The following is a 26,966-nucleotide window of genomic DNA, read 5'->3' as shown; positions in this document are numbered from 1 at the left end:
AACACAGGTGGCGTCACCCAGACCCCACTTTGCGCACTTCTCTCCTGCCTGAAGGAGAGAGCCTCGGCGGCCTTTCCGTAGCGCGATATCGCTTGTGTGTCGCGTTACCTGGCTACTACAAAGGTGAGCGAGTATGGATGACCACGGACGCACCCCTTCCACTAACCAGCCAATCCTCTATGTGCTCGATACCAATGTACTGATTCATGATCCAAACGCGCTGCTGAATTTCGAAGAACACCACGTTGCACTCCCCATGACGGTCCTCGAAGAACTGGACAAGCTCAAGGCGGGCAAACACTCGGTCGCCGCGGAATGCCGCCAGGCTATACGGCTGATCGACAAGACACTGGGCGAAGCGACCCCGGAGGAGGTCGAACGAGGCGTACCGATTGATCGCGGTACAGGCGTTTTCAAGGGTTATCTGTCCATCCTGATGAGCAAGCGCGAAGAGCCCAACAGCCTTCTGCCCGAGCACCTGAACGACAACATCATCATCAACCAGTTGATCGATCTGCATGCGCGCAAAAAGGACCTGCGCATCGTGCTGGTCACCAAAGACATCAACATGCGCCTGAAGGCGCGCGCCTGCGGAATCGCGGCTGAGGACTACAGCACCGACCAGTTGGTCGATGACGTGTCGATGCTGTCGCGCGGCTATCACACCATGACGGGTTCCTTCTGGGATCGCGTCAGCAAGGTCGACACGCGCCAGGACCATGGCCGCACCTGGCACAAAGTGCAAATGACGGAGCAGATCCCGGCCGTTCACATCAACGAGTTCATCATCGACGAGCAGGGCTTCGTCGGCTGGGTCAAAGGCGTCAAACCGGATGAGTTGCTGTTGCTGGACATGCACCAGGAGCCGCTGCTGCACCAGGAAGCCTGGGGCCTGAAACCGCGTGACATCTACCAGGGGCTGGCGCTGTTCGCGTTGCTCGATCCCGACATTCATCTGGTCAACCTGTCGGGCGCCGCAGGTTCCGGCAAGACCATTCTGGCCCTGGCCGCTGCCATCGAGCAGACGATGGTCAGTAAGCGTTATCGCCGCATCATCGCCACCCGCAGCGTGCAGGGTCTGGATCAGGAGATCGGGTTTCTGCCCGGCACCGAAGCCGAGAAGATGGAACCTTGGCTGGGGGCGATTACCGACAACCTGGAAGCGCTGCACATGGACGACGAAAACACCCATGGCAGTGTCGACTACATCCTCAGCAAGGTGCCGTTGCAGTTCAAATCCCTTAACTACATTCGAGGCCGCAGTTTCCAGCAAAGCCTGATTCTGATCGACGAGTGCCAGAACCTCACACCGCACCAGATGAAAACCATCATCACCCGTGCCGGTGCCGGTTCCAAAGTGGTCTGCCTGGGTAACCTGGCGCAGATCGACACCCCTTACCTGTCGGCCACCAGTTCCGGCCTGACTTACCTGACGGAGCGCTTCAAGGATTTCCCCAACGGCGTGCACATCTCCCTGCAAGGGGTTCCACGCTCGATCCTGGCTGAATACGCGGAGAGTCATCTGTAAGATCGCTGCGTAAAACCTGTGGGAGCCGGCTTGCTGGCGAAAGCGTTCGATCAGATACGTCAATGTTGATGTGTACAACGCACTCGCCAGCAAGCCGGCTCCCACGGCCTTCGGCCAGAAGCGCATCGCGGCACGGCGGAGTATCTGTGGACTTTTACTAGCGTTACAATCGCGACTCCTGTCCAGGAGTCATTCCGTGCTTACTCATCTCGATTCCCAAGGTCGCGCCAATATGGTCGATGTCACCGACAAAGCGGTGACATCCCGTGAAGCCGTGGCCGAAGCCCGCGTGCGCATGCTGCCCGAAACCCTGCAAATGATCGTTGCCGGGGGGCATCCGAAAGGGGATGTGTTTGCCGTCGCGCGCATCGCCGGCATTCAGGCGGCGAAGAAAACCAGCGATCTGATCCCCCTTTGTCATCCGTTGATGCTCACCAGCGTCAAGGTCGAGCTCAGCGCCGAAGGCGCCGATACCGTCCACATCGTGGCCCGCTGCAAGCTGTCGGGGCAGACCGGCGTGGAGATGGAAGCGCTGACCGCCGCCAGCGTTGCGGCGCTGACGATCTATGACATGTGCAAGGCCGTTGATCGTGGCATGGTCATCGAGCACGTGCGGTTGCTGGAAAAGCTCGGCGGGAAAAGCGGGCACTTCGTGGCCGATGAACAGGTGGAGGCGTCATGACCATTCACGTGCAGGTTCAGTTCTTCGCCCGGTTCCGCGAGACGCTGGGCACCGAAAGCGAGGATCTGGAAGGCAGCTTCTCCACCGTTGGCGCGATCCGTGAGCATTTGCTCGCTCGCGGTGGGGTTTGGGACGTGTTGGCCGAGCAGAACATCATGTGTGCTCGCAATCAGGAACTGTGCTCGCTGGACGAGCCCGTTGAAGCGGGCGATGAAGTGGCCTTCTTCCCGACCGTGACCGGAGGTTGAAGATGGCCATTCGGGTACAGGCTACGGCGTTCGACCCGGGCGCAGAGGTGAACGCGATGCACGACGCCAACGTCGGTGTTGGCGCGGTGGTGAGCTTTGTCGGTTACGTGCGGGATTTCAACGATGGGCGAGAAGTGGCCGGGATGTTTCTCGAACACTATCCCGGCATGACCGAAAAGGCGCTGGGCAAGATCGCCGCAGAAGCGCAGCAGCGCTGGCCGCTGCTCAAGATCGATGTGTTGCATCGTGTTGGTGCACTGGAGCCGGGCGAGCCGATCGTGTTCGTCGGCGTCGCGAGCGCTCATCGCCAGGCCGCGTTCGAAGCCTGTGATTTCGTCATGGACTATCTGAAGACCCGCGCACCGTTCTGGAAAAAAGAGAACACCTCAGAAGGCCCGCGCTGGGTAGAAGGGCGTGACAGCGATCACCGGGCGGCGGATCGCTGGAAATAAAGCCGCGCTTTAGCTCGATACTGTAGGAGCGCGCTTGCCTGCGATTGCTGTGTGTCAGTTAGATAGATATCGCTGGCACGATCTCATCGCGGGCAAGCGCGCTCCTACAAGGGCAGAAGTGTTATTCGGATTCCGCAGCTGGCTGCGCCCGTGGCTTGCGCACTACCGCACGCAGCAACTCAGCCGGCGGCATTTCGCAGCTGATCTTGCGGCCCAGCTTTTCTTCGATCGAAGGCAACTGATACGAATCGTCTTCACCGGCGAAGCTGATGGAAACGCCGTCGGCGCCCGCGCGACCAGTCCGGCCGATACGGTGCACGTAGTCGTCCGGCACCTCCGGCAGCGTGAAGTTGATCACGTGGCTGATGCCGTCGATGTGAATCCCGCGACCTGCCACGTCGGTGGCCACCAGTACGCGAATCTTGCCTTCCCGGAAGCCTTCCAGCGTCTTGATGCGCTTGTGCTGCGGGACGTCGCCCGACAACTGCGCGGCGTTGACGCCATCGCGCACCAGTCGCTCTTCGATGCGACGCACTTCGTCCTTGCGGTTGGCGAAAACCATCACGCGTTCCCAACCGTTGTCGTTGATCAGGTTGAACAGCAGCTTGTATTTGTCTGCTGCCGCGACGGCGTAGACGTGCTGTTCGACGGTGTCGCTGGCGACGTTCAGCGATTCGATTTCGACGATCGCCGGGTCAGTGGTCCATTGCTTGGCCAGGTTCATGACGTCGTCGGTGAACGTCGCCGAGAACAGCAGCGTCTGGCGCTCACCTTTGTGCGGAGTCTGGCGGATGATCGAGCGCACCTGAGGGATGAAGCCCATGTCGAGCATACGGTCGGCTTCATCCAGCACCATCACTTCGACCATGTCCAGATGCACTTCACCGCGCTGGTTGAAATCCAGCAGGCGGCCGGGCGTCGCCACGAGAATGTCGCAGTGACGCGCTTCGAGCTGCTTGAGCTGTTTGTCGAAGTCCATGCCACCGACGAACGTCATGACGTTCAGGTTGGTGTACTTGGTCAGTGCCGCAGCGTCTTTGGCGATCTGCACGACCAGTTCGCGGGTCGGCGCGATGATCAGCGCACGGGGCTCGCCCATGTAGCGCTCTTTCGGCGGCGGGGTCTGGGTCAGTTGCGTGATGATCGAGATCAGAAACGCGGCTGTTTTGCCCGTGCCGGTCTGCGCGCGACCGATCGCATCCCTGCCCTTGAGCGTATAGCCCAGGACACCGGCCTGAATCGGTGTGCAGTAAGGGAATCCCAGATCCTGGATGGCGTGCATCAGCTCGGGGGCGAGCGGGAAATCATGAAAGCGGGTTTTACCTTCCTGCGGCTCGACCACGAAGTCTTCGACTTTCCAGGGCGCGACGACAGGTTTAGGGGCGCGCTCACGACGAGGGCGTTCGGCCCTGGGACGCGGAGCGGCGGGTTGACGCGACGCCTCTGCTTGCGCCGTGGGCGCGACGGGTGAGGTCATTTCCCGGTATGAGCCTTCGGTCGGGCTTTTGGATGCGGGGAGGGGAGCAGCGGGTGCGAGCTGCTCAGCCTCGCTTTTACCGAACATTTTTTTAAGTGCTTTGAGCACGGTCATCTCGTCGATTGATTAAGGAGTGTACGCCGGGCAGTGTAAAGCAAGAACCCGGCGCGGCGTAGTGCCATACCAAATCCGCCAGACAAATGAAAGGCACAAATGGCGTTTTAGCGCAGATGATCCCCGAGCCAGACACCTATGTCGGAAATTTCTTGCGGTAACACTTCGTGGCCCATTGGGTATTCCTGCCATGTCGCGGTGACGCCCTTGGCCTTCAATTGGTCGTAAGCCGTTTTGCCCATGGCGTTCTGGACGACTTCATCGCGGCTACCATGCAAGCAATACACCGGAATGCGCTGCTGGCTCGCGGACAACTCCATTTCATCGCTGAACGTTGGTGCATAGGTCGACAGTGCGAGAACACCACCCAGCGGGCCTTCCCAGCGCAAGTAGGCGGCATGCAGAACCACCGCGCCGCCTTGCGAAAATCCGGCGAGATATATGCGTGCAGGGTCGATGCCGCTGTTTCGCTGCGCGTCGATCAGCGACAGTACGCGCTGCGCAGAACCCTCCAACTGATCGCGATCGATCGCGCGCGCCGGGCTCATGGCCTTGATGTCATACCAGCTTGGCATTTCATAGCCGCCGTTCACCGTGACGGCACGGGTGGGGGCCTGCGGCAGGACGAAACGCATGGTCAGCAACGTCTGTTGCAACATCTCTGCAACAGGCAAGAAGTCGTAACGGTCCGCGCCCAGGCCATGCAGCCAGATGACGCAGGCATCGGCGGTTTTTTCCGGCTCGATGATCAGGGGGTCACTCATGTGCGCTCCATTTGTGTGCGATGGCTCTGCTGCAGCGCTTTAACGCGGTGCGTGAGCCGATTCATATATGAAAGAAGATGTCGCAAGGGTACAAGTTTTGATCTTGACCTGTCGCTAATTCGACTTTGCCAGCATGGTGGTACGGGCTTTGCTACACATCCCGCGGAGTGAAGGCGCTCACCTCAGTCGGTAACACTAATGGGCCATTAATTATCCAGCCTATTGTTACGTCGGGGCAGCACGGCGTCCATTGATCGGGATTCCATGCACGATTCGCTTTGGACCTCGAGGTTCAAGGACATCATGGGGCTTCAGTCCGCTTGACCAAATCGAACCCGCAGGCGCGGTGGACGAAACGCAAGACACCGGTTTCGGGTTCGGGTCTTACGTCGCATGACCCAAAAACAAGCCAGCAGGGGTCATTAATGCCTCACAAGGGTGCGACGGGGCTAAAGCTCCTACACAACAAAGAGCAAACTGGAGGTTTGAATGAAGATGTTGAAATCCACCCTGGCTGTAGTGGCCGCCGCAGCAGCACTCGGGATGACCGGTTTCGCTCAAGCGGGCGCGAAACTGGATGCCATCCAAAAGAAGGGCTTCATCCAGTGCGGCGTGAGTGACGGTCTGCCAGGTTTCTCGGTACCTGATGCCAGCGGCAAGATTCAAGGTATCGACGCGGACTTCTGCCGCGCTGTCGCCGCAGCTGTGTTCGGTGACGCGACCAAGGTCAAGTTCAGCCAGTTGAACGCCAAAGAGCGTTTCACTGCGCTGCAGTCCGGCGAAATCGACATCCTGTCGCGTAACACCACCTGGACCAGCTCCCGCGACGCGAGCATGGGCCTGGTGTTCCCTGGCTTCGTCACTTACTACGACGGCGTTGGCTTCCTGGCCAACAGCAAGCTGGGCGTGAAGAGTGCGAAGGAACTGGACGGTGCGACCATCTGTATTCAGGCCGGTACCACCACCGAACTGAACGTTTCCGACTACTTCCGCGCCAACAATCTGAAATACACCCCGATCACTTTCGACACTTCCGACGAAAGCGCCAAGTCGCTGGAATCCGGCCGTTGCGACGTGCTGACCTCCGACAAATCGCAGCTGTACGCACAGCGCTCGAAGCTGGCTTCGCCGAAAGACTACGTCGTTCTGCCTGAAACCATCTCCAAAGAGCCTCTGGCACCGGTTGTTGCCCGTGGTGACGACGATTGGACCGCCATCGTTCGCTGGGTGGGTTTCGCGCTGTTGAACACTGAAGAAGCGGGCATCACGTCGAAAAACGTCGAAGCCGAAGCCAAGTCCACCAAGAACCCGGACGTCGCGCGTCTGCTGGGGGCTGACGGTGAATACGGCCCACAGCTGAAACTGAAGAAGGACTGGGTTGTTCAGATCGTCAAGCAGGTCGGTAACTACGGCGAAATCTTCGAGAAGAACCTGGGCAAAACCACGCCTCTGGAAATCGACCGTGGCATGAACGCTCTGTGGACCAACGGCGGCATTCAATACGCGCCACCAGTGCGCTGATTGACCTGTGCCCGGCGACGTGATCCGTCGCCGGGCACTTCGTTGCATTTCTTCCGGGGCACTCCATGCAAAATCAAATCAGCGCACCAAAGCAGAGGCTATCCCTCAGCGATCCCAAAGTGCGTGCGTGGCTATTCCAGATAATCACGGTTATCGCTGTAGTCGCGATGGGTTGGTATCTGTTCAATAACACTCAAACCAACCTGCAACACCGGGGCATCACCTCAGGTTTCGGCTTCCTTGAAAACAGCGCCGGATTCGGCATCGCGCAGCACCTGATTCCGTTCACGGAATCGGACAGCTACGCGCGGGTCTTCGTCATCGGTTTGCTCAACACGCTGCTGGTGACATTCATCGGCGTGATTCTCGCGACACTGCTCGGCTTTATCGTCGGCGTAGCGCGTCTTTCGAACAACTGGATCATCAACAAGCTGGCGACGGTGTACGTCGAAGTCTTCCGTAACATTCCGCCGTTGTTGCAGATCCTGTTCTGGTACTTCGCGGTGTTCCTGACCTTGCCGGGGCCACGGGCGGCGCATGGTTTCATGGGAACATTCTTCGTCAGCAGCCGTGGTCTGAACATGCCGGCGGCCGTCACCAACGACGCCACCTGGCCGTTCGTGATCAGCCTCGTGCTGGCCATCGTTGCCATCGTGCTCATGGCCAGGTGGGCGAACAAACGTTTCGAAGCCACGGGCGTACCGTTTCACAAGTTCTGGGCGGGCCTGGCCCTGTTCATCGTGATCCCGGCGCTGTGCGCGCTGATCTTCGGTGCGCCGGTGCATTGGGAAATGCCGGAACTCAAAGGCTTCAACTTCGTGGGCGGCTGGGTATTGATCCCCGAGCTGCTGGCATTGACCCTGGCCCTGACGGTGTACACGGCGGCATTCATCGCCGAAATCGTGCGCTCGGGCATCAAGTCGGTCAGCCATGGCCAGACCGAAGCCGCACGTTCGCTGGGCCTGCGCCCGGGCCCGACCCTGCGCAAGGTCATCATCCCGCAAGCCCTGCGGGTGATCATTCCCCCGTTGACCAGCCAATACCTGAACCTGGCGAAGAACTCGTCGCTGGCGGCCGGTATCGGTTACCCGGAAATGGTTTCGCTGTTCGCCGGTACCGTTCTGAACCAGACCGGTCAGGCCATCGAAGTCATTGCCATCACCATGAGCGTGTACCTGGCGATCAGTATCAGCATTTCCCTGCTGATGAACTGGTACAACAAGCGCATTGCGCTGATCGAGCGGTGAGGAAACGCGCATGACATCCCATACTTTCAAACCTGACATGCCGCCGCCGAGCAAAGTTTTCGGCCCTGTGGCGTGGATGCGCCAGAACCTGTTCTCGAGCTGGATCAACACCTTGTTGACCCTCTTCGCGATCTACCTGATCTGGCTGGTCGTCCCGCCGTTGCTGAGCTGGGCAATCTTCGACGCCAACTGGGTGGGCACCACCCGCGCCGACTGCACCAAGGCGGGTGCCTGCTGGGTGTTCATCGAACAGCGCTTCGGCCAGTTCATGTACGGGTACTACCCGCAAGCGCTGCGCTGGAGGGTCGACCTGACCGTTTGGCTGGCAATCATCGGCGCGGCGCCGCTGTTCATCAAAGCCATGCCGCGCAAAGCGGTTTACGGCCTGAGCTTTCTGGTGATCTACCCGATCGTTGCTTACTTCCTGCTGCATGGCGGGATCTTCGGCATGGTCAATGTGGCGACCAGTCAATGGGGCGGTCTGATGCTGACGCTGGTCATCGCCACCGTGGGTATCGCGGGTGCTTTGCCATTGGGCGTGGTGCTGGCATTGGGTCGCCGCTCGGAAATGCCAGCCATCCGTGTGCTGTGCGTGACGTTCATCGAATTCTGGCGCGGCGTTCCGCTGATCACCGTGTTGTTCATGTCCTCGGTGATGCTGCCGCTGTTCCTGCCTGAAGGCATGAACTTCGACAAACTGCTGCGCGCGCTGATCGGCGTGATCATGTTCCAGTCGGCCTACGTGGCCGAGGTGGTGCGTGGCGGCATGCAGGCCATTCCCAAAGGTCAGTACGAAGCGGCCGCGGCCATGGGCCTGGGTTATTGGCGCCGGATGGGGCTGGTGATTCTGCCTCAAGCCTTGAAGCTGGTGATTCCTGGCCTGGTGAACACGGTTATCGCACTGTTCAAGGACACCAGCCTGGTCATCATCATCGGCCTGTTCGACCTGCTCAACAGCGTCAAACAAGCTGCCGCCGACCCGAACTGGCTCGGCATGGCGACCGAGGGCTACGTGTTCGCGGCCCTGGTGTTCTGGATCTTCTGTTTCGGTATGTCCCGCTACTCCATGCATCTGGAGCGTAAGCTGGACACAGGCCACAAGCGTTAGGAGTTATGTGATGAGTGAAGCTATCAGCAAGCCTCTGGGCGCCGAAGGCATGATCCGGATGGAAGGCGTACACAAGTGGTACGGCCAGTTCCACGTTTTGAAAGACATCAACCTGAACGTGCGTCAGGGCGAACGTATCGTCTTGTGCGGCCCGTCGGGCTCGGGCAAGTCGACCACCATTCGCTGCCTGAATCGTCTGGAAGAACACCAGCAAGGGCGCATCATCGTCGATGGCACCGAGCTGACGTCGGACCTGAAGCAGATCGAAACCATCCGCCGCGAGGTCGGCATGGTGTTCCAGCACTTCAACCTATTCCCGCACCTGACCATCCTGCAGAACTGCACGCTGGCGCCAATGTGGGTCCGCAAGATGCCGAAGAAAAAGGCGGAAGAGATCGCCATGCACTACCTGGAGCGCGTACGCATTCCAGAGCAGGCGCACAAGTACCCGGGTCAGTTGTCCGGTGGTCAGCAACAGCGTGTGGCCATCGCCCGCGCCCTGTGCATGAAGCCAAAAATCATGCTGTTCGACGAACCCACCTCGGCGCTCGATCCGGAAATGGTGAAAGAGGTACTGGACACCATGGTCGGTCTGGCTGAAGAAGGCATGACCATGCTCTGCGTGACCCACGAAATGGGCTTCGCCCGCACCGTGGCCAACCGCGTGATCTTCATGGACAAAGGCGAAATCGTCGAACAAGCCGCCCCTAACGACTTCTTCGACAACCCACAAAGCGACCGCACCAAACTGTTCCTCAGCCAGATCCTGCACTGAGTCAACAGCGGTAACACCCTCAGAACCCGGACCTTGTGTCCGGGTTTTTGTTTTGGGATATGCAGCCGCCCGATAGGATCCGGATTCAGACACCGCCTTCGCGAGCAAGCTCACTCCCACAGGTTGTGCTGAATACCGCCAAGCATCGAAACGCCGCAATCCCTGTAGGTGCCGTCCGAGGTTACGAGGGTCTGGGCCGCACTCGGACGAATGCGGTGGGTCATTCACTGTTGATGTTGCTGATCCGCGGCATTCGCCAGCAAGCCGGCTCCCACAAATGTTGCGGCAGCGCACATCCGGGTCAGAACTGTAACTGTGGGAGCTGCCGGAGGTTACGACGGTGGCGAATGCGGTGGGGCATTCATCACTTTCGCTACTGACCCACCGCCATCGTCGGAATACCGCCCAGAACAAGCGCGCTCCTGCAGTGAGGCACGTCTGCTTGTGGGTAATGAAAACTGTACCCAATTTCCGCCAAACTTGTGTTCTCTGCTGAACTCCAACAGGATTACGTTTTTGCGCAATGCGCTGTTACACATCCTGCCCCCTACGAGAATCCCATGACGACCAAGGCGCCTTTGGCGAGCGACACGCTGTCCCGTTCCTGTAAACATCATGAAATCGAAGAACTGCTGATCGATGCGGAGGCCGATGACGACCACGTCCAGCAGTCTCATCCGGTTCTGAAACGTCCGTGGTTTCTGTTGCTCGGGTTGGTGTTGGTGGCGCTGAACCTGCGTCCGGCGTTGTCGAGCATGGCGCCGCTGCTCAGCGATGTGTCGAAAAGCCTGGGGCTGTCGGCAGCCAAGGCGGGTTTGCTGACGACGCTGCCCGTGCTGTGCCTGGGCTTGTTCGCGCCGCTGGCGCCGATTCTGGCGCGCCGCTTTGGCAGCGAGCGCGTCGTCCTGGGGATTTTGCTGACCCTGGCATGCGGGATCCTGTTGCGCAGTTCATTCGGCGAAATCGGTCTGTTCGCGGGCAGCCTCCTGTCAGGTGCCAGCATCGGTATTATCGGCGTCCTGCTGCCGGGGATTGTCAAACGCGACTTCGCCAGGCAGGCAGGAGCCATGACCGGGGTGTACACCATGGCGTTGTGTCTGGGGGCCGCCGTGGCCGCCGGTTCCACCGTCCCGCTCAGTCATTATTTTGGAGACAGATGGACCCTTGGCCTGGGCTTCTGGATCGTGCCGGCCGTTCTCGCCGCACTCTTCTGGTGGCCGCAGACGCGTCAGCGCCATGACCCGCATCAAGTGACCTATCGCGTGCGTGGCTTGTTCCGTGACCGTCTGGCGCGGCAAGTGACCCTGTACATGGGTCTGCAATCGTCGCTGGCTTACATCGTGTTTGGCTGGTTGCCGTCGATTCTCATCGGTCGTGGGCTGACGCCGACCGAGGCCGGGTTGCTGCTGTCCGGCTCGATCATGGTTCAGTTGCTCAGTTCGCTGACCGCACCGTGGCTGGCGACGCGGGGCAAGGACCAGCGACTGGCGATTCTGCTGGTCATGCTGCTCACCCTGGCGGGCCTCTACGGCTGCCTGTACGCGCCGCTGAACCAACTGTGGGTGTGGGGCGTTGTGCTTGGGTTGGGGCAGGGCGGCACGTTCAGTCTGGCGCTGACCCTGATCGTGCTGCGTTCGCGCGACTCTCACGTCGCCGCCAACCTTTCGAGCATGGCGCAAGGCGTGGGCTATACGCTGGCGTCGCTGGGGCCGTTTGCCGTCGGCGTTGTGCATGACTGGACCGGCAACTGGAGCGCCGTGGGCTGGATTTTCGGCCTCATCGGGGGCGGCGCCATTCTCGCGGGAATGGGGGCCGGGCGCGCGTTGTATGTGGACGTCACCAGCGAGAAAGTCTGAATCCGGGTATTTCCTGCGAATGACCGTGGTAAACGAGACGATTGGCGCTTATCGTGCAGGCATCTTTCCCCATGGATGCCCCACGCATGAGCGACCTCAATCAGAGTCAATCCAACACCGACCTGATCTTCGGATTCTACGACGCCTTCAATCGCCTGGATGCCGAGGCGATGGTGGCGTGCTACACCGATGACGTGCTGTTCAGCGATCCCGTGTTTGGTGAATTGCGAGGCCGTCAGGCAGGTGACATGTGGCGGATGCTGACCTCCAGGGCCAGGGACTTCTCTGTCCGCTTCGACCAGGTACACGCCGACGAGCGTTCCGGGGGCGCGCATTGGATCGCCACCTACCTGTTCAGCCAGACCGGCCGCACGGTCGTCAACGACATCCAGGCACGCTTCGTTTTTCGCGACGGCAAGATCTGCGAGCACCGCGATCAATTCGATCTGTGGCGCTGGTCGCGGCAGGCGTTGGGGGCAAAGGGCGCCCTGCTGGGTTGGACACCCTTTGTGCAGAACGCCATCCGTGCCCAGGCGCACAAAGGCCTCCAGACGTTTCAGGCCGCACACTGAAAAACGGCACACCGGCCAATCGCGCAAGATTGTCGGTCCCGGCGCGGTCGACAGGTGCGGTATTTAGTTAACGCGGCGGGGCGCAGGAAAGCTGATTACGTGATGTCTTTATTGAAGCTGATAGGACATCGACTGTGCCCACGTCCCCGGACAACCTCTCAAACAAAGCCGAACAGCTGCGTCAGCAGTTCGCGCAAGACCCCGTTCTTCAAACGCTGCAGGCGCAGCTGTCGCCTGCGTTCATCCAGGCGTCAGCCTCTGAGCGCAAGGCTTACCTGGAAGCCTTGCGCCTGAGTCGTACCTGCAAACGGGAGCTCAAAAAAGCGCTTGCGCCGCTTAAAGGCATTGATGCCTTCTGCAAACCGCTGTTTGCCGAGGCGCTGGCTGCCCGCTTCGGAAATCGGTTCCACCCGACGCAGGACACCTTCTTCGGCATCGCCCTGCATGGTCACGCGGACCCTTCAACCGTCACCCACACGCTGCTTGAAGCCGCCATGCACAACTTCGAACGAGGGGAGGCAGTGACGGGCGGGTTTGACCGGTTCAGCCTCCTCGGGCCGGACGGTCTGCCCCACCCTGAAACGATGAAGTACGACGAATTCGTCGACCTCACCCGAGGCCTTAACCTTGGGCAGAAGTATCAGGATCATCTCAAGAGCATTCTGGAGCCGGCCTCCAGACCTGGCGATGGCCCCGATGTCGGGCGTCAGAACATGCGCGGGCTGTTCATCAGCAACGACCGTGCGGACATGGAGTTGTATGCGCGTGCGGCGGTGATCAAAAAACAGATCAGCCCGGCATTCGGCGCGGCGATGATCGATCTGGCCATGAGCCGTCCCGAACCCTCACTTCAGGGCAAGCCATTGGTGATCCAAGGCCTCAAGTTGCTTGACCACGGCATTGCGCGTGCGACCCTCATTCATCCGGCGCGGACGTGGACCTTCACTCAGGTGCCTTTCATCCTGTACATCCCGCAGGATCCGGTCTGCCCGATGAAAGAGTACGCATCGATGGAAGCGATCGAGGACGACTTGCGCACGCGTCTGATGGACCTCGATTACCAGGCGTTTTTCGCCGGCCTGATTGGCGAGCGCAACAGGGCCGCTTTTTTCGAACGGCTGAACCGTCACCTGTTTCCGCTGATGCCCATGGACGGCAATCGTTTCACCACCGGTTTATGGGAGCGACGGCCAGACCACGCCGCCAAACTGCTGATCGATTTCGACGTGATCGAGGGCAATCTGTTTCGCTCCATGTTCAATCAGCAGATGTTCCTGATGAAAGACAATGCCCGGTTTCTGGTGGTGCCGACCGAAGATGAAGACGCACTGACGCGCCGCAAGCGCCTTCAGGCCTGGCTCAGTCTCGGGCTGACCCTGGCCAACGTGGCGGCGCTGTATGTGCCGTTGCTGGGCAGCGCACTGCTGGTTTATGCCGGTGCCGAGCTGGTCGGGGACGTGTATCACGGCCTGGAAGACCTCAGTCACGACGATTTCGAGCAGGGCATCGACCACTTGATGAGCGCTGCCGCTAACCTGGCGTTCATGACGGCGCTGGCCAAAGCGGGTGAGGGCGAACGCTTGCCTGAACCACCGCCGATCAAGAGCAACGCGTTCGTGGGCAGCGTCATTCCGGTGAAGCTGAGCAACGGCCAGACCCGGCTCTGGAAGCCGGATATTTCGCCCTTTCAGGTCGATGTGGTGTTGCCAGAGCATCTGAGCCCGGACATCGACGGCGTCACCACAGTCGAGGGGCGGCGCTTCATTCAGATCGACGACCGCACCTACGAGCTTCATCACGAAACCGACCTCAACAAGTGGGCGCTCAAACATCCGCACCCGGGGCATCCGCTTTCGGTGCCGCTGCAGCGTAACGGCGTCGGGGCATTCAGATGCCCGGGTGAAGATCCTCAACAGTGGGGTGCGGAAAAGCTCTTCAAGCGACTGGGGCACAGTGCGGCGGGGCTCGACGAAGCGGCCGCACGCCAGATCCTGTCGGTGACGGGCACCGACGAAGCGCTGCTGCGCGAAGTCCACCAACGGTCGGCAGTGCCGCCCGGCCTGCTGCGAGACACCCTCAAGCGGTTTCAACTGGACGCCCGCGTGCGTGCAGAACAACGTGCCGGCCTCGTCAGCTCACCGAACGAGCGCTTCACAGCGTTGTACCGTGAAAGCGAAAAGCCGACAGATCCCATGGTTCAGCTGTTGCAACGGGATTTTTCAGGATTGCCCCTGCATGTTGCCGAAGACATCATCGCCGATACTTCAACGGCCGAGCGGCAGCAGATCGTTGCGACCGGCCGCGTTGCATTGCGCCACGCTGAGGCGGCGGCCTGGCACCTGCGCCAGGTTCGCCTTACCCGGGCACTGGAAGGGTTTCATTTGAAATCCGTGGTCAACCCCGACACCGACACCCTGCGATTCCGATTGCTCGCCAAACTGCCGGGATGGTCCGACACGGTCCGGATCGAACTGCGTGATGGCAGTCAAAACGGTCCATTGCTCGACAGCCTGGGAAGCGTGAATGCGCCCGAGTTGAAGATTCTGGTCCGGGAAAACGGTGGGTATCTGGCGCACGACACTCAGGGTAACGACCTCAACAGCAAGCCTGCCGGTGGTGACAATTTGTGCGACGCGCTGCTGCATGCGCTGCCGGACGGCCTTCGTCAGGCCATCGGTGTTCCCCATGTCTGGCAAGCCGATGAATTGAATGAGCGCCTTGCGCAGATCGCCGCCGCTGATCGAGCACAGAGTGCGGCTCTGCTCGGTCAGACGACCCAACCACTGCGTTTCAATCTGCCCCGGCGCATGAGCAAAGGGCGGCTGGGGTATGGCCTGAGCGGCCGCGGGCAGTTGCCCGGGTTCGTGCTGGAAGACCATTTGCTCGACAAGATCGCGCTGCTGGAGTTAGCCGACATGAACCCGCACCAGGCGCTGGCGGCCTTACGCAGGCTGCATCCTGATGCGTCCAGTGCCGATCTCAATCAACGCCTGGACGTGCTGCTGCAAGAGCGCTCGGCCTTGCGTTCGGATCTGGATGCGTGGGCCTTGCGCTCAGTTGAACTGCCCGACATGAGTATGTTGCAGGCGAACAGCAGAACCTGGATAGGCCACTCGATTCTGCAGTGGTGGCAAGCGGCAAGCTTCCTGAGCGCGCCGGAATCAGCGGTCTTGCGCATCTCTGCCTCGTCCGTCGTGGATTTTCCCGAGCGCCTGCCCGAGTTTTTCTTCGAGCGGGTCGAACAAGTGTCGCTCAGCTACATGCTGCCCCGTGATGTCCAGAGTGCCGAATACGCCGAACACATCGGCCTGTTCTTGCAGCGCTTCGAACGTATACGGTCACTGGCGGTGACCAACCCGTCGGGCATTGCACCCATCGGCGCGCCGATGAACGCGCTCCCCAGGGTGATCGCGCAAAGCTGTCCACTGCTGCGCGATCTGGACCTGAGTCGTCAACAACTGAATATATCCGTGTCGGATTTCGATCATTTCAGGGGCTTGCAACACCTCAGGCGTCTCAACTTGACCGGCAACTCTCTTGATTCCCTGGCGCTGACGGTGCGCATTTCGCCGTTGAACCTTGATCGGCTGGTATTGGAGAACACTCGACTGACGCGCTGGCCAATGTGGCTCAACGAGTGGATCCCGGAGCATGTTGGAGAGGTGTCACTGGCCCACAATCGTATTTACGACCTTCCAGATCACGTCATTCACAACATGCACGATGCCGCCAGGCCAACTGTCATTGCGTTGGAAGGCAACCTGCTGCCGCGCAGGACGGTGATCGAAGCCTGCCTTTATCAGGCGCGGCCCCGCGCTGCGTTCCGCTTCGATCTGTACATTCCCCCGCAGTTTCGCCCCACCATCGATACCTTGCTGAGGGATCAGGCAGAGATCGAGCAAACGCTGGCTGACTGGGTCGACGCCGGTGGATCGGCCGGGCAGTCGCAGGAGCGCCTGAGGGGCAGAATCGAGCTGCGCGATGGCTTGCTCGATCAATGGCGCAACAATGCCAGCGGGCGTGTTTCCCTGCCCCTGAGGCTGGACGCGATCCACCTCGATCAATTCCCGTCCTTGCTGCCCGATTCGTTCTACCAGGCTTTCACCAGCCTGGATCTGCGTAACGTCCACGCCTCACCTGATCGGTTGAACGCACTCATCCGCCGTTTCCCACACGCGACGGCAGTGGACATCAGTGGCGCGTGTGTGCCGCCTCTATTGGCGCCACCCGCAGCGCTGCTAGAACTGCCGGACCTGAGAGAAGTCGAGTTGTCGGGGCACGGGATGCTGATCGATCAGGCGGCTTTCGATTTTTTCTGCCGGATACCCCAGTTGCGCCACCTCGACCTTAGCGCCAATCGTCTGAGCGACGTCATCGACACCCAGGCGATTGTCTCTCGACGCTGGGAGTCGCTGACGCTGGAAGGCATGGGACTCGAACGCATTCCTGCATGGCTGGCCGATCTGCTGCCCGACCACCTTTACTCGTTGTCGCTGGCAGAAAACCGGCTGACCGAATTGCCTCCATCGCTTCTGGCCAATCCACGCTCCCATGCCGCACGCAGTGAAGTCGTGCTGACGGGAAACCCGTTGACCCGCGAGACACTGGAGGCCGCCCATTTGAGTGAAGGGCCGGACCGGCCGTTTTCGTTCTACATGGACCTTCCCGACGACTTGATGGACATCGAGTCAGATGACGACAGTACCGACGATGAGGAGGATCTGGTCGATCACTGGCTGTTTGGCAATCAGGACGCCCGGGCGGCTCAGCGTGCGGCATGGACTGCAATCGAAACCGCAGGCGACGCGCGCAGCTTTTTGAACCTGATTGGTCGACTGCGGCGCTCGGCCGACTTCTTGCGAAACCGGGACGCGCTGACGTCACGCGTCTGGTCGGTGCTGCACGCGGCTGCTGACGACGCCGGTCTGAGGGTCCTGCTCAACGGGATGGCAGAAGAGGCGATCACCCAGCGAACCTGTGAAGACGGTGTTCGCCTGGAATTCAACCAGATCGAAATTCAGGTATTCACGCGCACGTCCCTGCGCGATATTCCGGACGCCGACCGTGGGCGCACGCTGTATCGCCTGATGCGACGTCTATACCATCTGGATGCGCTTGACCGGCTGGCGCGTCAGAACAGCGGGGCCCGTGATGAAGCAGAGGTCAGGATGGCTTACCGGGTCGGACTCGCGCAGCCTCTGGATTTACCCCTGGCACCGGGCAACATGTTGTATCGCGAGGCGGCGGCGCTGGGCGCCACCGAACTGGCGGACGTGGCCGCCCAGGTGTTGCAGAGCGAAACGTCTGCCGAGTTTCTTCAACAGGCGTCGAACTGCGAATTCTGGCGCGACTGGCTTCGGGAGGCCCACGCTCGCGATTTCAACGAACTGAAAGAGGTGTTCGCACGGGAACGCGATCAGCTCGAAGATCAGTTTCCCGAGCTGGATCAGGCGTATCTGGATCGGGCCAAGGCGTTGGATGACGATCAGAAACGGCGCGAAGCCGAGTTGATCTCGACGCTGACCACCCGTGTGGGGCTGGCATACGGCGACTGATCACGCCGCAGAGGCGGACGGGAAGGATTGAGTGTCTGCTAGAATCGCGGCTCTTCCTCACTGTCGCCTCGCACCGATTAGCCATGCCGACCTCGTCTAGCTGCTCTGTCCATGAAACGCCTCTGATGACGGAGGTCAGCAAACCCTGGTTCGTGTATCTGGTGCGGGCTGCAAACGGTGCGCTGTATTGCGGCATCAGCGACGACCCGCACCGTCGTTTCGAGAAGCACCAGAGCGGGAAAGGGGCGCGATTTTTCTATTCGAGCCCGGCGGTCGCGCTGGTTTACATCGAGTCTTGTCGCGACAAGGGTGAAGCGCTGCGCCAGGAACGCTTGATCAAGAAGCTGCGCAAAAGCGCGAAAGAGGCCCTGGCAGCCAGCTTTATCCATGCGGGTGATGCGCTGCCATCAGGCTGAGCGGGTAGGCCGCTGCGCCCAAGGCGGCTAAGCTGGCAGTTTATCCCTGCGGATGGACCGAAGCATGTCAGAGCTGATTCTTCATCATTACCCGACCTCGCTGTTTGCCGAGAAAGCCCGCTTGATGCTCGGTTTCAAAGGGCTGTCGTGGCGTTCAGTGACGATTCCCTCGATCATGCCCAAACCTGACCTGACCGCGTTGACGGGCGGCTATCGCAAAACCCCGGTGTTGCAGGTCGGGGCTGATGTTTACTGCGATACCGCACTGATCGCCCGTCGCCTCGAAGCGCAAAAGACATCGCCGACGTTTTATCCCGAAGGCCAGGAGTTCACCGCCTCGAGCCTGGCGAGCTGGGGGGACACCGTGTTGTTTCTGCACAGCGTCAGTCTGGTGTTTCAACCCGCATCGCTGGCGGTGCGGTTTGCCAAGGTGCCCCCCGAAAGTGTCAAAGCGTTCGTCGCCGATCGCGCCACCTTTTTCGACGGCGGCACCGCGACGCGCATTCCGCTCGAGCAGGCGCAGCACCAGTGGCCGACCTTGATGAGCCGCCTGGAAACCCAGTTGGAACGCAACGGTGATTTCCTGCTCGGCGTTCCGTCCATCGCTGACTTTTCCGTGGCGCACACCCTCTGGTTTCTCAAACAGACCCCCGTGACCGCGTCGTTGGTCGATGACTATCCGGCGGTGCTGGCCTGGTATCAGCGCGTGGTGGGCTTTGGTCATGGTGCCGCCAGTGAGTTGAGCGCCACAGACGCTATCGAAATCGCCCGCAATGCCTCACCGGCCCCACTTCCGGAGGAAGCGTTCACCGACCCGAATGGTTTCAAGGCCGGCGACCAGGTCAGTGTTTCGGCCGTGGATTACGGTGTAAACCCGGTGCACGGCGAGTTGGTATTCAACGGCCGCGAAGAAATCATCCTGCGTCGTGAAGATGAGCGAGCAGGTGTCGTGCATGTACATTTCCCCCGCTTTGGTTTTCGTATCAACAATCACTGACTCGATTGAAGTTCAAGGATGGGTAACTGTTTATGAGTTAAACAGTTACCTGTTCCAGGCGGCATGACTCTACCGGGTTATCCGCGTTTTTATTTCCTGCCGCGATGATGACCGACCGGTTATTGCCAATCAATTTAAGTAGCGATTTTACTTTTTCCACCTCATGCCATTCTTAAACGTGAAGGGCGTTTTCTCTTTTCTGTTCAAGGATGACCACGCAGTGCGCTTGTCTTTGTATTGGGTAAATCCGGAGTGCCCGCAAGGAAGAGCGCGCGTTCATGAAAAGGATGAGTGTCGCTGTTGGCCTGGCGATCGCCATTATGGGCTGTACAGCAGGTTACTGGCGCGATGCCGGAGCTGCGCAAGGACTGCAGACCGACGGCGCTTCAACGGCAGACCGCCTCAATCGTCGGCTCGATGACGTGCGCTCCCGATGTGAACATCCTGCAGACGCGGTGTATCAATGCAGTGGGGTTCTGTTGAAGGGCGTCTTGAAGGCCCGGGATCGTGCTTCATGGAGCGTAGAGGCTGCAAATAAATACAGCCGTTCACCAGGTTTCACTGTTTCCTATTTGCGCGCAGACGCGCGAATGGCCTGGGCACCTGAAAAAGTTGATCACGGCTTTATCCTGTACCCCGCCCGGCAAACTCCACAGGGCAGAACGGAGGCTGCCATTAAATCTTCGTCAACGTCCGTTCAGAAAGGCGCGCTGCGGGTGGACAATTGGAGCAAGGGAAGTGTGAAGGCGCTGCCCATCGAGGCGTTTTTCTTTATAGGAGGAAGACTTGCCGGGTTGCGGGGGGCGCAATACGATCAGCGCGAGTTCTATAAACTGACCGGCATCGTTGTTCCGGTGATTGCATTGGTGTTGAGCGTTCCCGGCAGTACCGCACCGCGATTCGTTTACGATGCGAGGCAACAAGGGGAATGGGGAAATTGCCCGCGGTACATCAAGTCTGCTGTCTGGTCTGACTACATCAGCCCTACCACGAAGCAGCGGTCAGGGTCGCAGTTGAAGATCACACCGACTGACTGCGGACGTCTGTTTCCAGAGTGGGAAGCTGATCTGGCGTTTGCGGAGCTGACGCGTGAATACGGTCAGGGGCCACGATGGAGATGGAACCCGGCCATAGACAGCGGCGCCATGCGTCGTCAGTACGTTTGTCTGCGGCTGAACTACAACGAGCAAGCCACCTGGACCCTCGAAACCTTCCGGTTTTACGTGGAGGGAGTAAGGGCCAAAGAAGCGGCTTGCAATCCCTGAGTGGGCGACGCTTATTTCAACGCCGCCAGGATTTCTTCCGGCGAAAACCCTCTGATCAGCGTGCCGTTCACGTCGATCAGGGGGATGCCACGGCCACCCAGCGCTTCATACGCTTTGCGTCCTTCAGTGGATTTCTCGATGTCGTATTCGGTGTAAGGGATGCCTTTGCTGTCCAGGAAGCGCCGCGTCTGTTTGCAGTAGCCACACCAGTCGGTGGCGTAGAGCGTGACCCTGGCGTGTGCCTGAGCCTGGGCCGACACTGCCTGGGACGGATTGACGAAATGTTCGATCTTGCCCCAGTTCTGGTACACCACAACGACCAGCAGGATCAGCACGAACTTCTTCAGCGTACGCACGAGCATGCGGTCAGCGCCTCTTCAACTGGTCGGTGAGCTGCGTCGGCAGGCCTTTGATGATCAGCGTGCCTTTTTCTTCGTCGTATTCGATCTTGTCGCCCAGCAGGTGCGCTTCGAAGCTGATCGACAGCCCCTCGGCACGCCCGGTGAAACGGCGGAACTGATTCAGCGTGCGCTTATCGGCCGGAATTTCCGGCGACAGGCCGTAGTCCTTGTTGCGGATGTGCTCGTAAAACGCGCGCGGTCGGTCTTCGTCGATCAGGCCGGAGAGCTCTTCCAGCGCAATGGGTTCGCCCATCTTGCTCTGGCTGCTGGCGTAATCCACCAGCGCTTTGGTTTTCTCGCGGGTCGACTCTTCGGGCAGGTCCTCGCTCTCGACGAAGTCACTGAACGCTTTGAGCAGGGTGCGCGTCTCGCCGGGGCCGTCGACACCTTCCTGGCAACCAATGAAGTCACGGAAGTACTCCGAGACCTTCTTGCCGTTCTTGCCCTTGATGAACGAGATGTACTGTTTGGAGGCCTTGTTGTTCTGCCACTCCGAGATATTGATCCGCGCCGCCAGGTGGAGTTGGCCCAGATCCAGATGTCGGGAAGGCGTGACGTCCAGCGCTTCGTTGACCGCAACGCCTTCGCTGTGATGCAGCAGGGCAATGGCCAGGTACTCCGTCATACCCTGATGATAGTGGGCGAACAGCACATGGCCGCCGACCGACAGGTTGGACTCTTCCATCAGCTTTTGCAGGTGCTCGACCGCCACGCGACTGAACGCGGTGAAGTCCTTGCCCTCATCGAGGTATTCCTTCAACCAGCCGCTGAACGGATGAGCGCCCGATTCCGGGTAAAACAAGCCCCAGGCTTTGCCTTGTTTGGCGTTATAGCTCTCGTTGAGGTCGGCCAGCATGTTCTCGATGGCCTGGGACTCGGCGAGTTCGGAGTCTCTAGCATGGAGGACTGCGGGCGTACCGTCGGGTTTCTTGTCGATCAGGTGAACGATGGCATGACGGATCGGCATGGAATTCTCGGCCTTTGAAGTGGAACTGAACGGGTGGAGGCAGGGCCCGTGCGAAAGTCGGCAAGTGTACCGCAGAGAAGCGCCGGATCGCCCCGGGAAGGCCGAAAACACTGATCAAAACCCGTTTATACGAATTTTTTATGCCTCAGACGTGATAAAGCTGACCAAATGGGTAGGTAGGTGCGGATATTTGCTTGGCTCTGTGCTAGTTTTGCCCGGTCTTGCGCACTGAAGCGCGCCAAGCACGCAGTTTGTGGGCGTGCGGGCGAACCAAAGGCCGATTTCGGTATCTACATTTCGCGTCCGTACACACTCTGCAAACCATATGAATTTGATAGGGAAGGAACACCACCATGGCTCTGACTAAAGACCAATTGATCGCCGATATCGCAGAAGCTATCGACGCGCCAAAAACCACTGCGCGCAACGCTCTCGACCAATTGGGCCAAATCGTCGCTGACCAACTGGAATCCGGTAGTGAAATCACTCTGCCAGGCATCGGCAAGCTGAAAGTCACCGAGCGTCCTGCTCGCACCGGCCGCAACCCTTCGACTGGCGCTGCCATCGAAATCGCCGCCAAGAAAGTGGTCAAGTTCGTTCCAGCCAAAGTGCTGACTGACTCGGTCAACAAGTAAGCAAAACGCTGCTTGTAAGAGAAACCGTGTGACGGAGCGATCCGGACACGGTTTTTTTGTGCCCGGGAATTAGCGGTGTGAACGCGCTGCGTCTGGCGTCATTTAGCGGTGCTCCAGCGCTCAGCACGCCATGCCGCTTGTTGTACTTTGTCCTGAAACGTCCAGGCGACGAAACGGCTCTGTTTCTGGCCCTGGGACATCTCCACGACCCTGCTCTCAACGGCACCGACTTTCTTCAGCGTGCTTTGAATCAACGGCAGATTGGAGGCCTTGGACACCAGTGTGCTGAACCACAGCACCTGATCCGGCATCAGTGCGCTCTCGTTGATCAATTGCGTCACGAAACGTGATTCGCCCCCTTCACACCACAACTCGGCCGCTTGACCGCCGAAATTCAGCACGGGCAGTTTGCGCTTTGGATCGGCCTTGCCCAGCGCGCGCCATTTGCGCTGGCTGCCGCGCAAGGCTTCTTCCGCCGAGGCGTGGAAAGGCGGGTTGCACAGGCTCACGTCGAAGCGCTCGTCGGCGTGCAACAGGTCGGTGAGGATAAGCTTGCGATTGTGTTGCTGGCGCAGGCTGATGGCCTTGCCCAGGTGGTTTGCCTTGACGATGGTGGTCGCCGACGCCAACGCGATTTGATCGACGTCTGACCCTACAAAGTGCCAGCCGTAATCGCTGTGGCCGATCAACGGATACACGCAGTTGGCCCCGGTGCCGACGTCCAGCGCCTTGATCGCCGCTCCACGGGGAATCACGCCTTCGTTGTGTTCGGCCAGCAGGTCGGCCAGAAAATGCACGTAATCGGCGCGACCTGGAATCGGCGGACACAGGTAATCCGCCGGGATGTCCCAATGCGCGATGCCGTAGAAGGCCTTGAGCAATGCTCGGTTAAACACCCGCACGGCGGCGGGGTTGGCGAAGTCGATGCTTTCTTTGCCGTACGGGTTGGTGATCACGAACGCGCCCAGCTCCGGGCTGCCCTTTATCAGGCGTGGAAAGTCGTAATGGCCCTGATGGCGATTGCGCGGGTGCAGGCTGGCCTTTTCACGCGGCTCGGCAGATGGTTTTGCCTGCGGCGGTCTGGGCTTCTTGCGTGGCGGTTTGGGTGACTCGGGTTTGTTCATTGCGCAGGTTTCCGGTCAAAACACAAAACCCTGTAGGAGCGCGCTTGCCCGCGATTGCGGTGTGTCAGCCACCAACAACGGCGCAGACATCTAGCAATCGCGGCAAGCGCGCTCCTACAGGGTTCGTGGAAACCAGCCAGCCTGTGTTCCAGGCTGGCCGGGCCAATCATTTACAAACTGGAGATTCGAGCATGCTGTTCAGCCAGCTTGGCCAGCGCCTGTTCGGCCTCGGTCAGCTTGGCGCGTTCCTTGGCGATGACTTCAGCCGGGGCTTTGTCGACGAACGCGGCGTTGGACAGCTTGCCGCCCACGCGTTGCACTTCGCCTTGCAGGCGCTGGATTTCCTTGTCCAGACGCGCCAGCTCGGCGCCCTTGTCGATCAGGCCGGCCATCGGCACCAGCACTTCCATCTCGCCGACCAGTGCAGTCGCCGACAGCGGTGCTTCGGCGCCTGCCTCCAGTACCGTGAACGATTCGATCTTGGCCAGCTTCTTGAGCAGGTGCTCGTTCTCGGTCAGGCGACGCTGGTCTTCAGCGCCGACGTTCTTGAGGAACAACTGCAGCGGCTTGCCCGGGCCGATGTTCATCTCGCCGCGAATATTACGCACGCCGAGCATGACACCTTTGAGCCACTCGATATCGCCTTCGGCAGCCGCATCGATGCGCGACTCGTTCGCCACCGGCCACGGTTGCAGCATGATGGTCTTGCCTTCGATCCCGGCCAGCGGCGCCAGGCGCTGCCAGATTTCTTCGGTGATGAATGGCATGAACGGATGCGCCAGACGCAGCGCCACTTCCAGAACGCGAACCAGCGTGCGACGGGTGCCGCGCTGACGTTCGACCGGCGCGTTTTCGTCCCACAGCACAGGTTTGGAGAGTTCCAGGTACCAGTCGCAGTACTGGTTCCAGATGAACTCGTACAGCACCTGCGCGGCGAGGTCGAAACGGAACTGGTCCAACTGACGAGTCACTTCGGCTTCGGTGCGCTGCAATTGCGAAATGATCCAGCGATCCGGCAACGACAGCTCGAAGGCTTCGCCGTTCTGGCCGCAGTCCTCGCCCTTGTCCAGCACATAGCGTGCGGCGTTCCAGATCTTGTTGCAGAAGTTGCGATAGCCCTCGACGCGGCCCATGTCGAACTTGATGTCACGACCGGTAGAGGCCAGCGAGCAGAAGGTGAAGCGCAGGGCATCGGTGCCATAACTGGCGATACCGTCGGCGAATTCGTCGCGGGTCTGTTTCTCGATCTTCTTCGCCAGCTTGGGCTGCATCATGCCCGAGGTGCGCTTCTGCACCAGCGCTTCCAGCTCGATGCCGTCGATGATGTCCAGTGGGTCCAGGACGTTGCCTTTGGACTTGGACATCTTCTGACCCTGACCGTCGCGCACCAGACCGTGTACATAAACGGTCTTGAACGGAACCTGCGGAGTACCGTCTTCGTTCTTCACCAAATGCATGGTGAGCATGATCATCCGGGCAACCCAGAAGAAAATGATGTCGAAGCCGGTGACCAGCACGTCGGTCGGGTGGAAGGTCTTCAGGAAGTCGGTCTGCTCGGGCCAGCCCAGGGTGGAGAAGGTCCACAGGCCTGAACTGAACCAGGTGTCGAGTACGTCGTTGTCCTGCTGCAGCGCAACGTCTGGACCGAGGTTGTGCTTGGCGCGTACTTCGGCTTCGTCGCGACCTACGTACACCTTGCCCGACTCGTCGTACCAGGCCGGAATGCGGTGGCCCCACCAGAGCTGACGGCTGATGCACCAGTCCTGAATGTCGCGCATCCAGGAGAAGTACATGTTTTCGTACTGTTTAGGCACGAACGCGATGCGCCCGTCTTCGACGGCGGCGATGGCAGGTTCGGCCAGCGGTTTGGTCGAAACGTACCACTGGTCGGTCAGCCACGGTTCGATGATGGTGCCGGAGCGGTCGCCTTTCGGGACTTTCAGGGCGTGGTCGTCGACGCTGACCAGCAGGCCAGCCGCCTCGAACGCCTCGACAATCTGCTTGCGTGCTTCAAAGCGGTCCAGGCCTGCATACTCGGCAGGCAAGGTGCCGTCGATGGACTCGTTCAGCGTGCCGTCGAGGTTGAACACCTGAGCGGCGGCCAGTACGTGGGCGTTCTTGTCGAAGATGTTCAGCAGCGGCAGATTGTGGCGCTTGCCGACTTCATAGTCGTTGAAATCATGCGCCGGGGTGATCTTCACGCAACCGGTGCCGAATTCCGGGTCGCAGTAATCGTCCGCGATGATCGGGATGCGACGACCCACCAGTGGCAGCTCGACGAACTTGCCGATCAGCGCCTTGTAGCGCTCGTCCGAAGGGTTCACCGCAACGGCGGCGTCACCGAGCATGGTTTCCGGGCGGGTCGTGGCGACGATCAGGTAATCCAGACCTTCTGCGGTCCTGGCGCCGTCTGCCAATGGGTAGCGCAGGTTCCACAGATGGCCTTTCTCGTCATGGTTTTCCACTTCGAGGTCGGAGATCGCGGTGTGCAGCTTGGTGTCCCAGTTGACCAGACGCTTGCCGCGGTAGATCAGGCCGTCTTCATGCAGACGCACGAAAGCTTCCTTGACCGCCTCGGACAAGCCGTCGTCCATGGTGAAGCGTTCACGGCTCCAGTCGACCGACGATCCCAGACGGCGAATCTGACGGCTGATGTTGCCACCGGACTGATCCTTCCACTCCCAGACTTTCTCCAGGAATTTCTCGCGACCCAGATCGTGACGGTTCTGACCCTGTGCTTCGAGCTGACGCTCGACCAGCATCTGAGTCGCGATACCCGCGTGGTCGGTGCCCGGCTGCCACAGCGTGTTGCGGCCCTGCATGCGGCGGAAACGGATCAAGGCATCCATGATCGCGTTGTTGAAACCGTGGCCCATGTGCAGGCTGCCGGTGACGTTCGGCGGCGGAATCATGATGGTGTACGAGTCGCCCGCGCCTTGCGGAGCGAAATAATTCTCGGCTTCCCAGGTCTGGTACCAGGAAGTTTCGATGGCGTGCGGCTGGTAGGTCTTGTCCATGCGCGGCGGGAACCTGATCTGCTTTCAGTCGGAAAAGCCGGGAAGTATAGCTTTTCACGGCAGCTGCAAGCTACACGCTGTAAGCCGCAGCTTATGAGTGGCGGTGCTTCGGTTTATGGGCGGTTCGCGGCTATTGATTCTGGCCGAAGGCCGTGGGAGCAAGCTTGCTCGCGATCTGGCGCGCAGCGGCAGCAAAATCAGGCGACTCGGTTGTACCTGCTACACCGCATGCACAGGTCTTGCTG

Annotated in this window: 20 protein-coding genes and 1 pseudogene; 15 read left to right on the top strand and 6 right to left on the bottom strand. The window is 59.8% G+C overall.

Annotated features, from left to right (window positions below; genetic code table 11):
- Window positions 1–133 precede the first annotated feature (133 nt).
- The 4 genes from BMY73_RS23020 (at window position 134) to moaE (ending at window position 2,910) form a co-directional block, all read left to right on the top strand.
- On the top strand, window positions 134–1,528 hold the full coding sequence (locus tag BMY73_RS23020) for a PhoH family protein (RefSeq protein WP_092410009.1): 1,395 nt from the start codon (window positions 134–136) through the stop codon (window positions 1,526–1,528).
- A gap of 196 nt (window positions 1,529–1,724) precedes the next feature.
- Window positions 1,725–2,210, top strand: coding sequence for a cyclic pyranopterin monophosphate synthase MoaC (gene moaC / locus BMY73_RS23015; RefSeq protein WP_062386582.1), 486 nt, complete (start codon window positions 1,725–1,727; stop codon window positions 2,208–2,210).
- Entirely contained in the window at window positions 2,207–2,458 is a 252-nt protein-coding gene (locus BMY73_RS23010; RefSeq protein ID WP_092410007.1) for a MoaD/ThiS family protein, read from the top strand. Before moaC ends, BMY73_RS23010 begins: the two co-directional genes overlap by 4 nt.
- A gap of 2 nt (window positions 2,459–2,460) precedes the next feature.
- Window positions 2,461–2,910, top strand: a complete 450-nt coding sequence (gene moaE / locus BMY73_RS23005) for a molybdopterin synthase catalytic subunit MoaE (RefSeq protein ID WP_062386576.1) — start codon at window positions 2,461–2,463, stop codon at window positions 2,908–2,910.
- Window positions 2,911–3,031: 121 nt separating this feature from the next.
- On the opposite strand, the pseudogene rhlB reads toward moaE, so the two are convergent.
- A pseudogene (gene rhlB, locus BMY73_RS23000) lies at window positions 3,032–4,330 on the bottom strand (ATP-dependent RNA helicase RhlB); the annotation flags it as partial.
- Window positions 4,331–4,608: 278 nt separating this feature from the next.
- Window positions 4,609–5,265, bottom strand: coding sequence for an alpha/beta hydrolase (locus BMY73_RS22995; protein ID WP_092410005.1), 657 nt, complete (start codon window positions 5,263–5,265; stop codon window positions 4,609–4,611).
- A gap of 489 nt (window positions 5,266–5,754) precedes the next feature.
- On the opposite strand from BMY73_RS22995, the gene BMY73_RS22990 reads away from it, so the two are divergent.
- From BMY73_RS22990 to BMY73_RS22945, 10 genes are all read left to right on the top strand, one after another.
- Window positions 5,755–6,786 carry an amino acid ABC transporter substrate-binding protein gene (locus tag BMY73_RS22990; RefSeq protein WP_062386568.1) on the top strand — a complete coding sequence of 344 codons (1,032 nt, stop codon included), beginning with the start codon at window positions 5,755–5,757 and terminating at the stop codon, window positions 6,784–6,786.
- A gap of 65 nt (window positions 6,787–6,851) precedes the next feature.
- Window positions 6,852–8,033 carry an amino acid ABC transporter permease gene (locus BMY73_RS22985; protein ID WP_092410003.1) on the top strand — a complete coding sequence of 394 codons (1,182 nt, stop codon included), beginning with the start codon at window positions 6,852–6,854 and terminating at the stop codon, window positions 8,031–8,033.
- Window positions 8,034–8,043: 10 nt separating this feature from the next.
- A complete protein-coding gene (locus BMY73_RS22980) occupies window positions 8,044–9,141 on the top strand; it encodes an amino acid ABC transporter permease (protein ID WP_092410001.1) in 1,098 nt (365 codons plus the stop codon).
- Window positions 9,142–9,151: 10 nt separating this feature from the next.
- Entirely contained in the window at window positions 9,152–9,916 is a 765-nt protein-coding gene (locus BMY73_RS22975) for an amino acid ABC transporter ATP-binding protein (protein ID WP_062386562.1), read from the top strand.
- A gap of 560 nt (window positions 9,917–10,476) precedes the next feature.
- Complete coding sequence (locus tag BMY73_RS22970; RefSeq protein ID WP_092409999.1) at window positions 10,477–11,772, top strand: CynX/NimT family MFS transporter; 1,296 nt, start codon at window positions 10,477–10,479, stop codon at window positions 11,770–11,772.
- 86 nt (window positions 11,773–11,858) lie between these two features.
- On the top strand, window positions 11,859–12,344 hold the full coding sequence (locus tag BMY73_RS22965; RefSeq protein ID WP_092409997.1) for a nuclear transport factor 2 family protein: 486 nt from the start codon (window positions 11,859–11,861) through the stop codon (window positions 12,342–12,344).
- Between the two features lie 134 nt (window positions 12,345–12,478).
- Complete coding sequence (locus BMY73_RS22960; protein ID WP_371914997.1) at window positions 12,479–17,899, top strand: NEL-type E3 ubiquitin ligase domain-containing protein; 5,421 nt, start codon at window positions 12,479–12,481, stop codon at window positions 17,897–17,899.
- A gap of 83 nt (window positions 17,900–17,982) precedes the next feature.
- The gene (locus BMY73_RS22955; protein ID WP_082061013.1) at window positions 17,983–18,315 is read left to right on the top strand and encodes a GIY-YIG nuclease family protein; all 333 of its coding nucleotides are present in this window, start codon (window positions 17,983–17,985) and stop codon (window positions 18,313–18,315) included.
- A gap of 64 nt (window positions 18,316–18,379) precedes the next feature.
- Window positions 18,380–19,312: a glutathione S-transferase family protein gene (locus BMY73_RS22950; RefSeq protein ID WP_062391068.1), complete on the top strand. Its 933-nt coding sequence runs from the start codon at window positions 18,380–18,382 to the stop codon at window positions 19,310–19,312.
- A gap of 278 nt (window positions 19,313–19,590) precedes the next feature.
- The gene (locus BMY73_RS22945; protein ID WP_092409995.1) at window positions 19,591–20,577 is read left to right on the top strand and encodes a DUF2599 domain-containing protein; all 987 of its coding nucleotides are present in this window, start codon (window positions 19,591–19,593) and stop codon (window positions 20,575–20,577) included.
- 11 nt (window positions 20,578–20,588) lie between these two features.
- Here BMY73_RS22945 and BMY73_RS22940 read toward each other — a convergent pair whose 3' ends face one another.
- Together BMY73_RS22940 and yejK are read right to left on the bottom strand one after the other, a co-directional pair.
- A complete protein-coding gene (locus BMY73_RS22940; RefSeq protein ID WP_092409993.1) occupies window positions 20,589–20,939 on the bottom strand; it encodes a glutaredoxin family protein in 351 nt (116 codons plus the stop codon).
- A 4-nt stretch (window positions 20,940–20,943) separates the two neighbouring features.
- Window positions 20,944–21,945 carry a nucleoid-associated protein YejK gene (gene yejK / locus BMY73_RS22935; RefSeq protein ID WP_062391071.1) on the bottom strand — a complete coding sequence of 334 codons (1,002 nt, stop codon included), beginning with the start codon at window positions 21,943–21,945 and terminating at the stop codon, window positions 20,944–20,946.
- A gap of 353 nt (window positions 21,946–22,298) precedes the next feature.
- Here yejK and BMY73_RS22925 point away from each other — a divergent pair, with 353 nt between their 5' ends.
- The gene (locus tag BMY73_RS22925; RefSeq protein ID WP_062391072.1) at window positions 22,299–22,580 is read left to right on the top strand and encodes an HU family DNA-binding protein; all 282 of its coding nucleotides are present in this window, start codon (window positions 22,299–22,301) and stop codon (window positions 22,578–22,580) included.
- A gap of 98 nt (window positions 22,581–22,678) precedes the next feature.
- Here BMY73_RS22925 and rlmF read toward each other — a convergent pair whose 3' ends face one another.
- Window positions 22,679–23,704, bottom strand: a complete 1,026-nt coding sequence (gene rlmF, locus BMY73_RS22920) for a 23S rRNA (adenine(1618)-N(6))-methyltransferase RlmF (RefSeq protein WP_092409989.1) — start codon at window positions 23,702–23,704, stop codon at window positions 22,679–22,681.
- A gap of 170 nt (window positions 23,705–23,874) precedes the next feature.
- The gene (locus tag BMY73_RS22915) at window positions 23,875–26,721 is read right to left on the bottom strand and encodes a valine--tRNA ligase (protein ID WP_092409987.1); all 2,847 of its coding nucleotides are present in this window, start codon (window positions 26,719–26,721) and stop codon (window positions 23,875–23,877) included.
- Window positions 26,722–26,966: the final 245 nt, after the last annotated feature.

This window comes from Pseudomonas sp. NFACC02, assembly GCF_900110765.1.
Lineage (GTDB): Bacteria > Pseudomonadota > Gammaproteobacteria > Pseudomonadales > Pseudomonadaceae > Aquipseudomonas.
This window is presented reverse-complemented; position numbering and strand designations above follow the sequence as displayed.

What these genes read in the sequence shown, in the direction of transcription:
- moaE (WP_062386576.1), top strand. Translation starts at nt 2,461, where the DNA reads ATGGCCATTCGGGTACAGGCTACGGCGTTCGACCCGGGCGCAGAGGTG.
- BMY73_RS22955 (WP_082061013.1), top strand. Translation starts at nt 17,983, where the DNA reads ATGCCGACCTCGTCTAGCTGCTCTGTCCATGAAACGCCTCTGATGACG.
- BMY73_RS22950 (WP_062391068.1), top strand. Translation starts at nt 18,380, where the DNA reads ATGTCAGAGCTGATTCTTCATCATTACCCGACCTCGCTGTTTGCCGAG.
- BMY73_RS22990 (WP_062386568.1), top strand. Translation starts at nt 5,755, where the DNA reads ATGAAGATGTTGAAATCCACCCTGGCTGTAGTGGCCGCCGCAGCAGCA.
- BMY73_RS22995 (WP_092410005.1), bottom strand. Translation starts at nt 5,265, where the DNA reads ATGAGTGACCCCCTGATCATCGAGCCGGAAAAAACCGCCGATGCCTGC.
- BMY73_RS22980 (WP_092410001.1), top strand. Translation starts at nt 8,044, where the DNA reads ATGACATCCCATACTTTCAAACCTGACATGCCGCCGCCGAGCAAAGTT.
- BMY73_RS22940 (WP_092409993.1), bottom strand. Translation starts at nt 20,939, where the DNA reads ATGCTCGTGCGTACGCTGAAGAAGTTCGTGCTGATCCTGCTGGTCGTT.
- yejK (WP_062391071.1), bottom strand. Translation starts at nt 21,945, where the DNA reads ATGCCGATCCGTCATGCCATCGTTCACCTGATCGACAAGAAACCCGAC.
- BMY73_RS22925 (WP_062391072.1), top strand. Translation starts at nt 22,299, where the DNA reads ATGGCTCTGACTAAAGACCAATTGATCGCCGATATCGCAGAAGCTATC.
- BMY73_RS22945 (WP_092409995.1), top strand. Translation starts at nt 19,591, where the DNA reads ATGAAAAGGATGAGTGTCGCTGTTGGCCTGGCGATCGCCATTATGGGC.
- BMY73_RS22975 (WP_062386562.1), top strand. Translation starts at nt 9,152, where the DNA reads ATGAGTGAAGCTATCAGCAAGCCTCTGGGCGCCGAAGGCATGATCCGG.
- BMY73_RS22965 (WP_092409997.1), top strand. Translation starts at nt 11,859, where the DNA reads ATGAGCGACCTCAATCAGAGTCAATCCAACACCGACCTGATCTTCGGA.
- BMY73_RS22985 (WP_092410003.1), top strand. Translation starts at nt 6,852, where the DNA reads ATGCAAAATCAAATCAGCGCACCAAAGCAGAGGCTATCCCTCAGCGAT.
- BMY73_RS22970 (WP_092409999.1), top strand. Translation starts at nt 10,477, where the DNA reads ATGACGACCAAGGCGCCTTTGGCGAGCGACACGCTGTCCCGTTCCTGT.
- BMY73_RS22915 (WP_092409987.1), bottom strand. Translation starts at nt 26,721, where the DNA reads ATGGACAAGACCTACCAGCCGCACGCCATCGAAACTTCCTGGTACCAG.
- rlmF (WP_092409989.1), bottom strand. Translation starts at nt 23,704, where the DNA reads ATGAACAAACCCGAGTCACCCAAACCGCCACGCAAGAAGCCCAGACCG.
- BMY73_RS23010 (WP_092410007.1), top strand. Translation starts at nt 2,207, where the DNA reads ATGACCATTCACGTGCAGGTTCAGTTCTTCGCCCGGTTCCGCGAGACG.
- BMY73_RS23020 (WP_092410009.1), top strand. Translation starts at nt 134, where the DNA reads ATGGATGACCACGGACGCACCCCTTCCACTAACCAGCCAATCCTCTAT.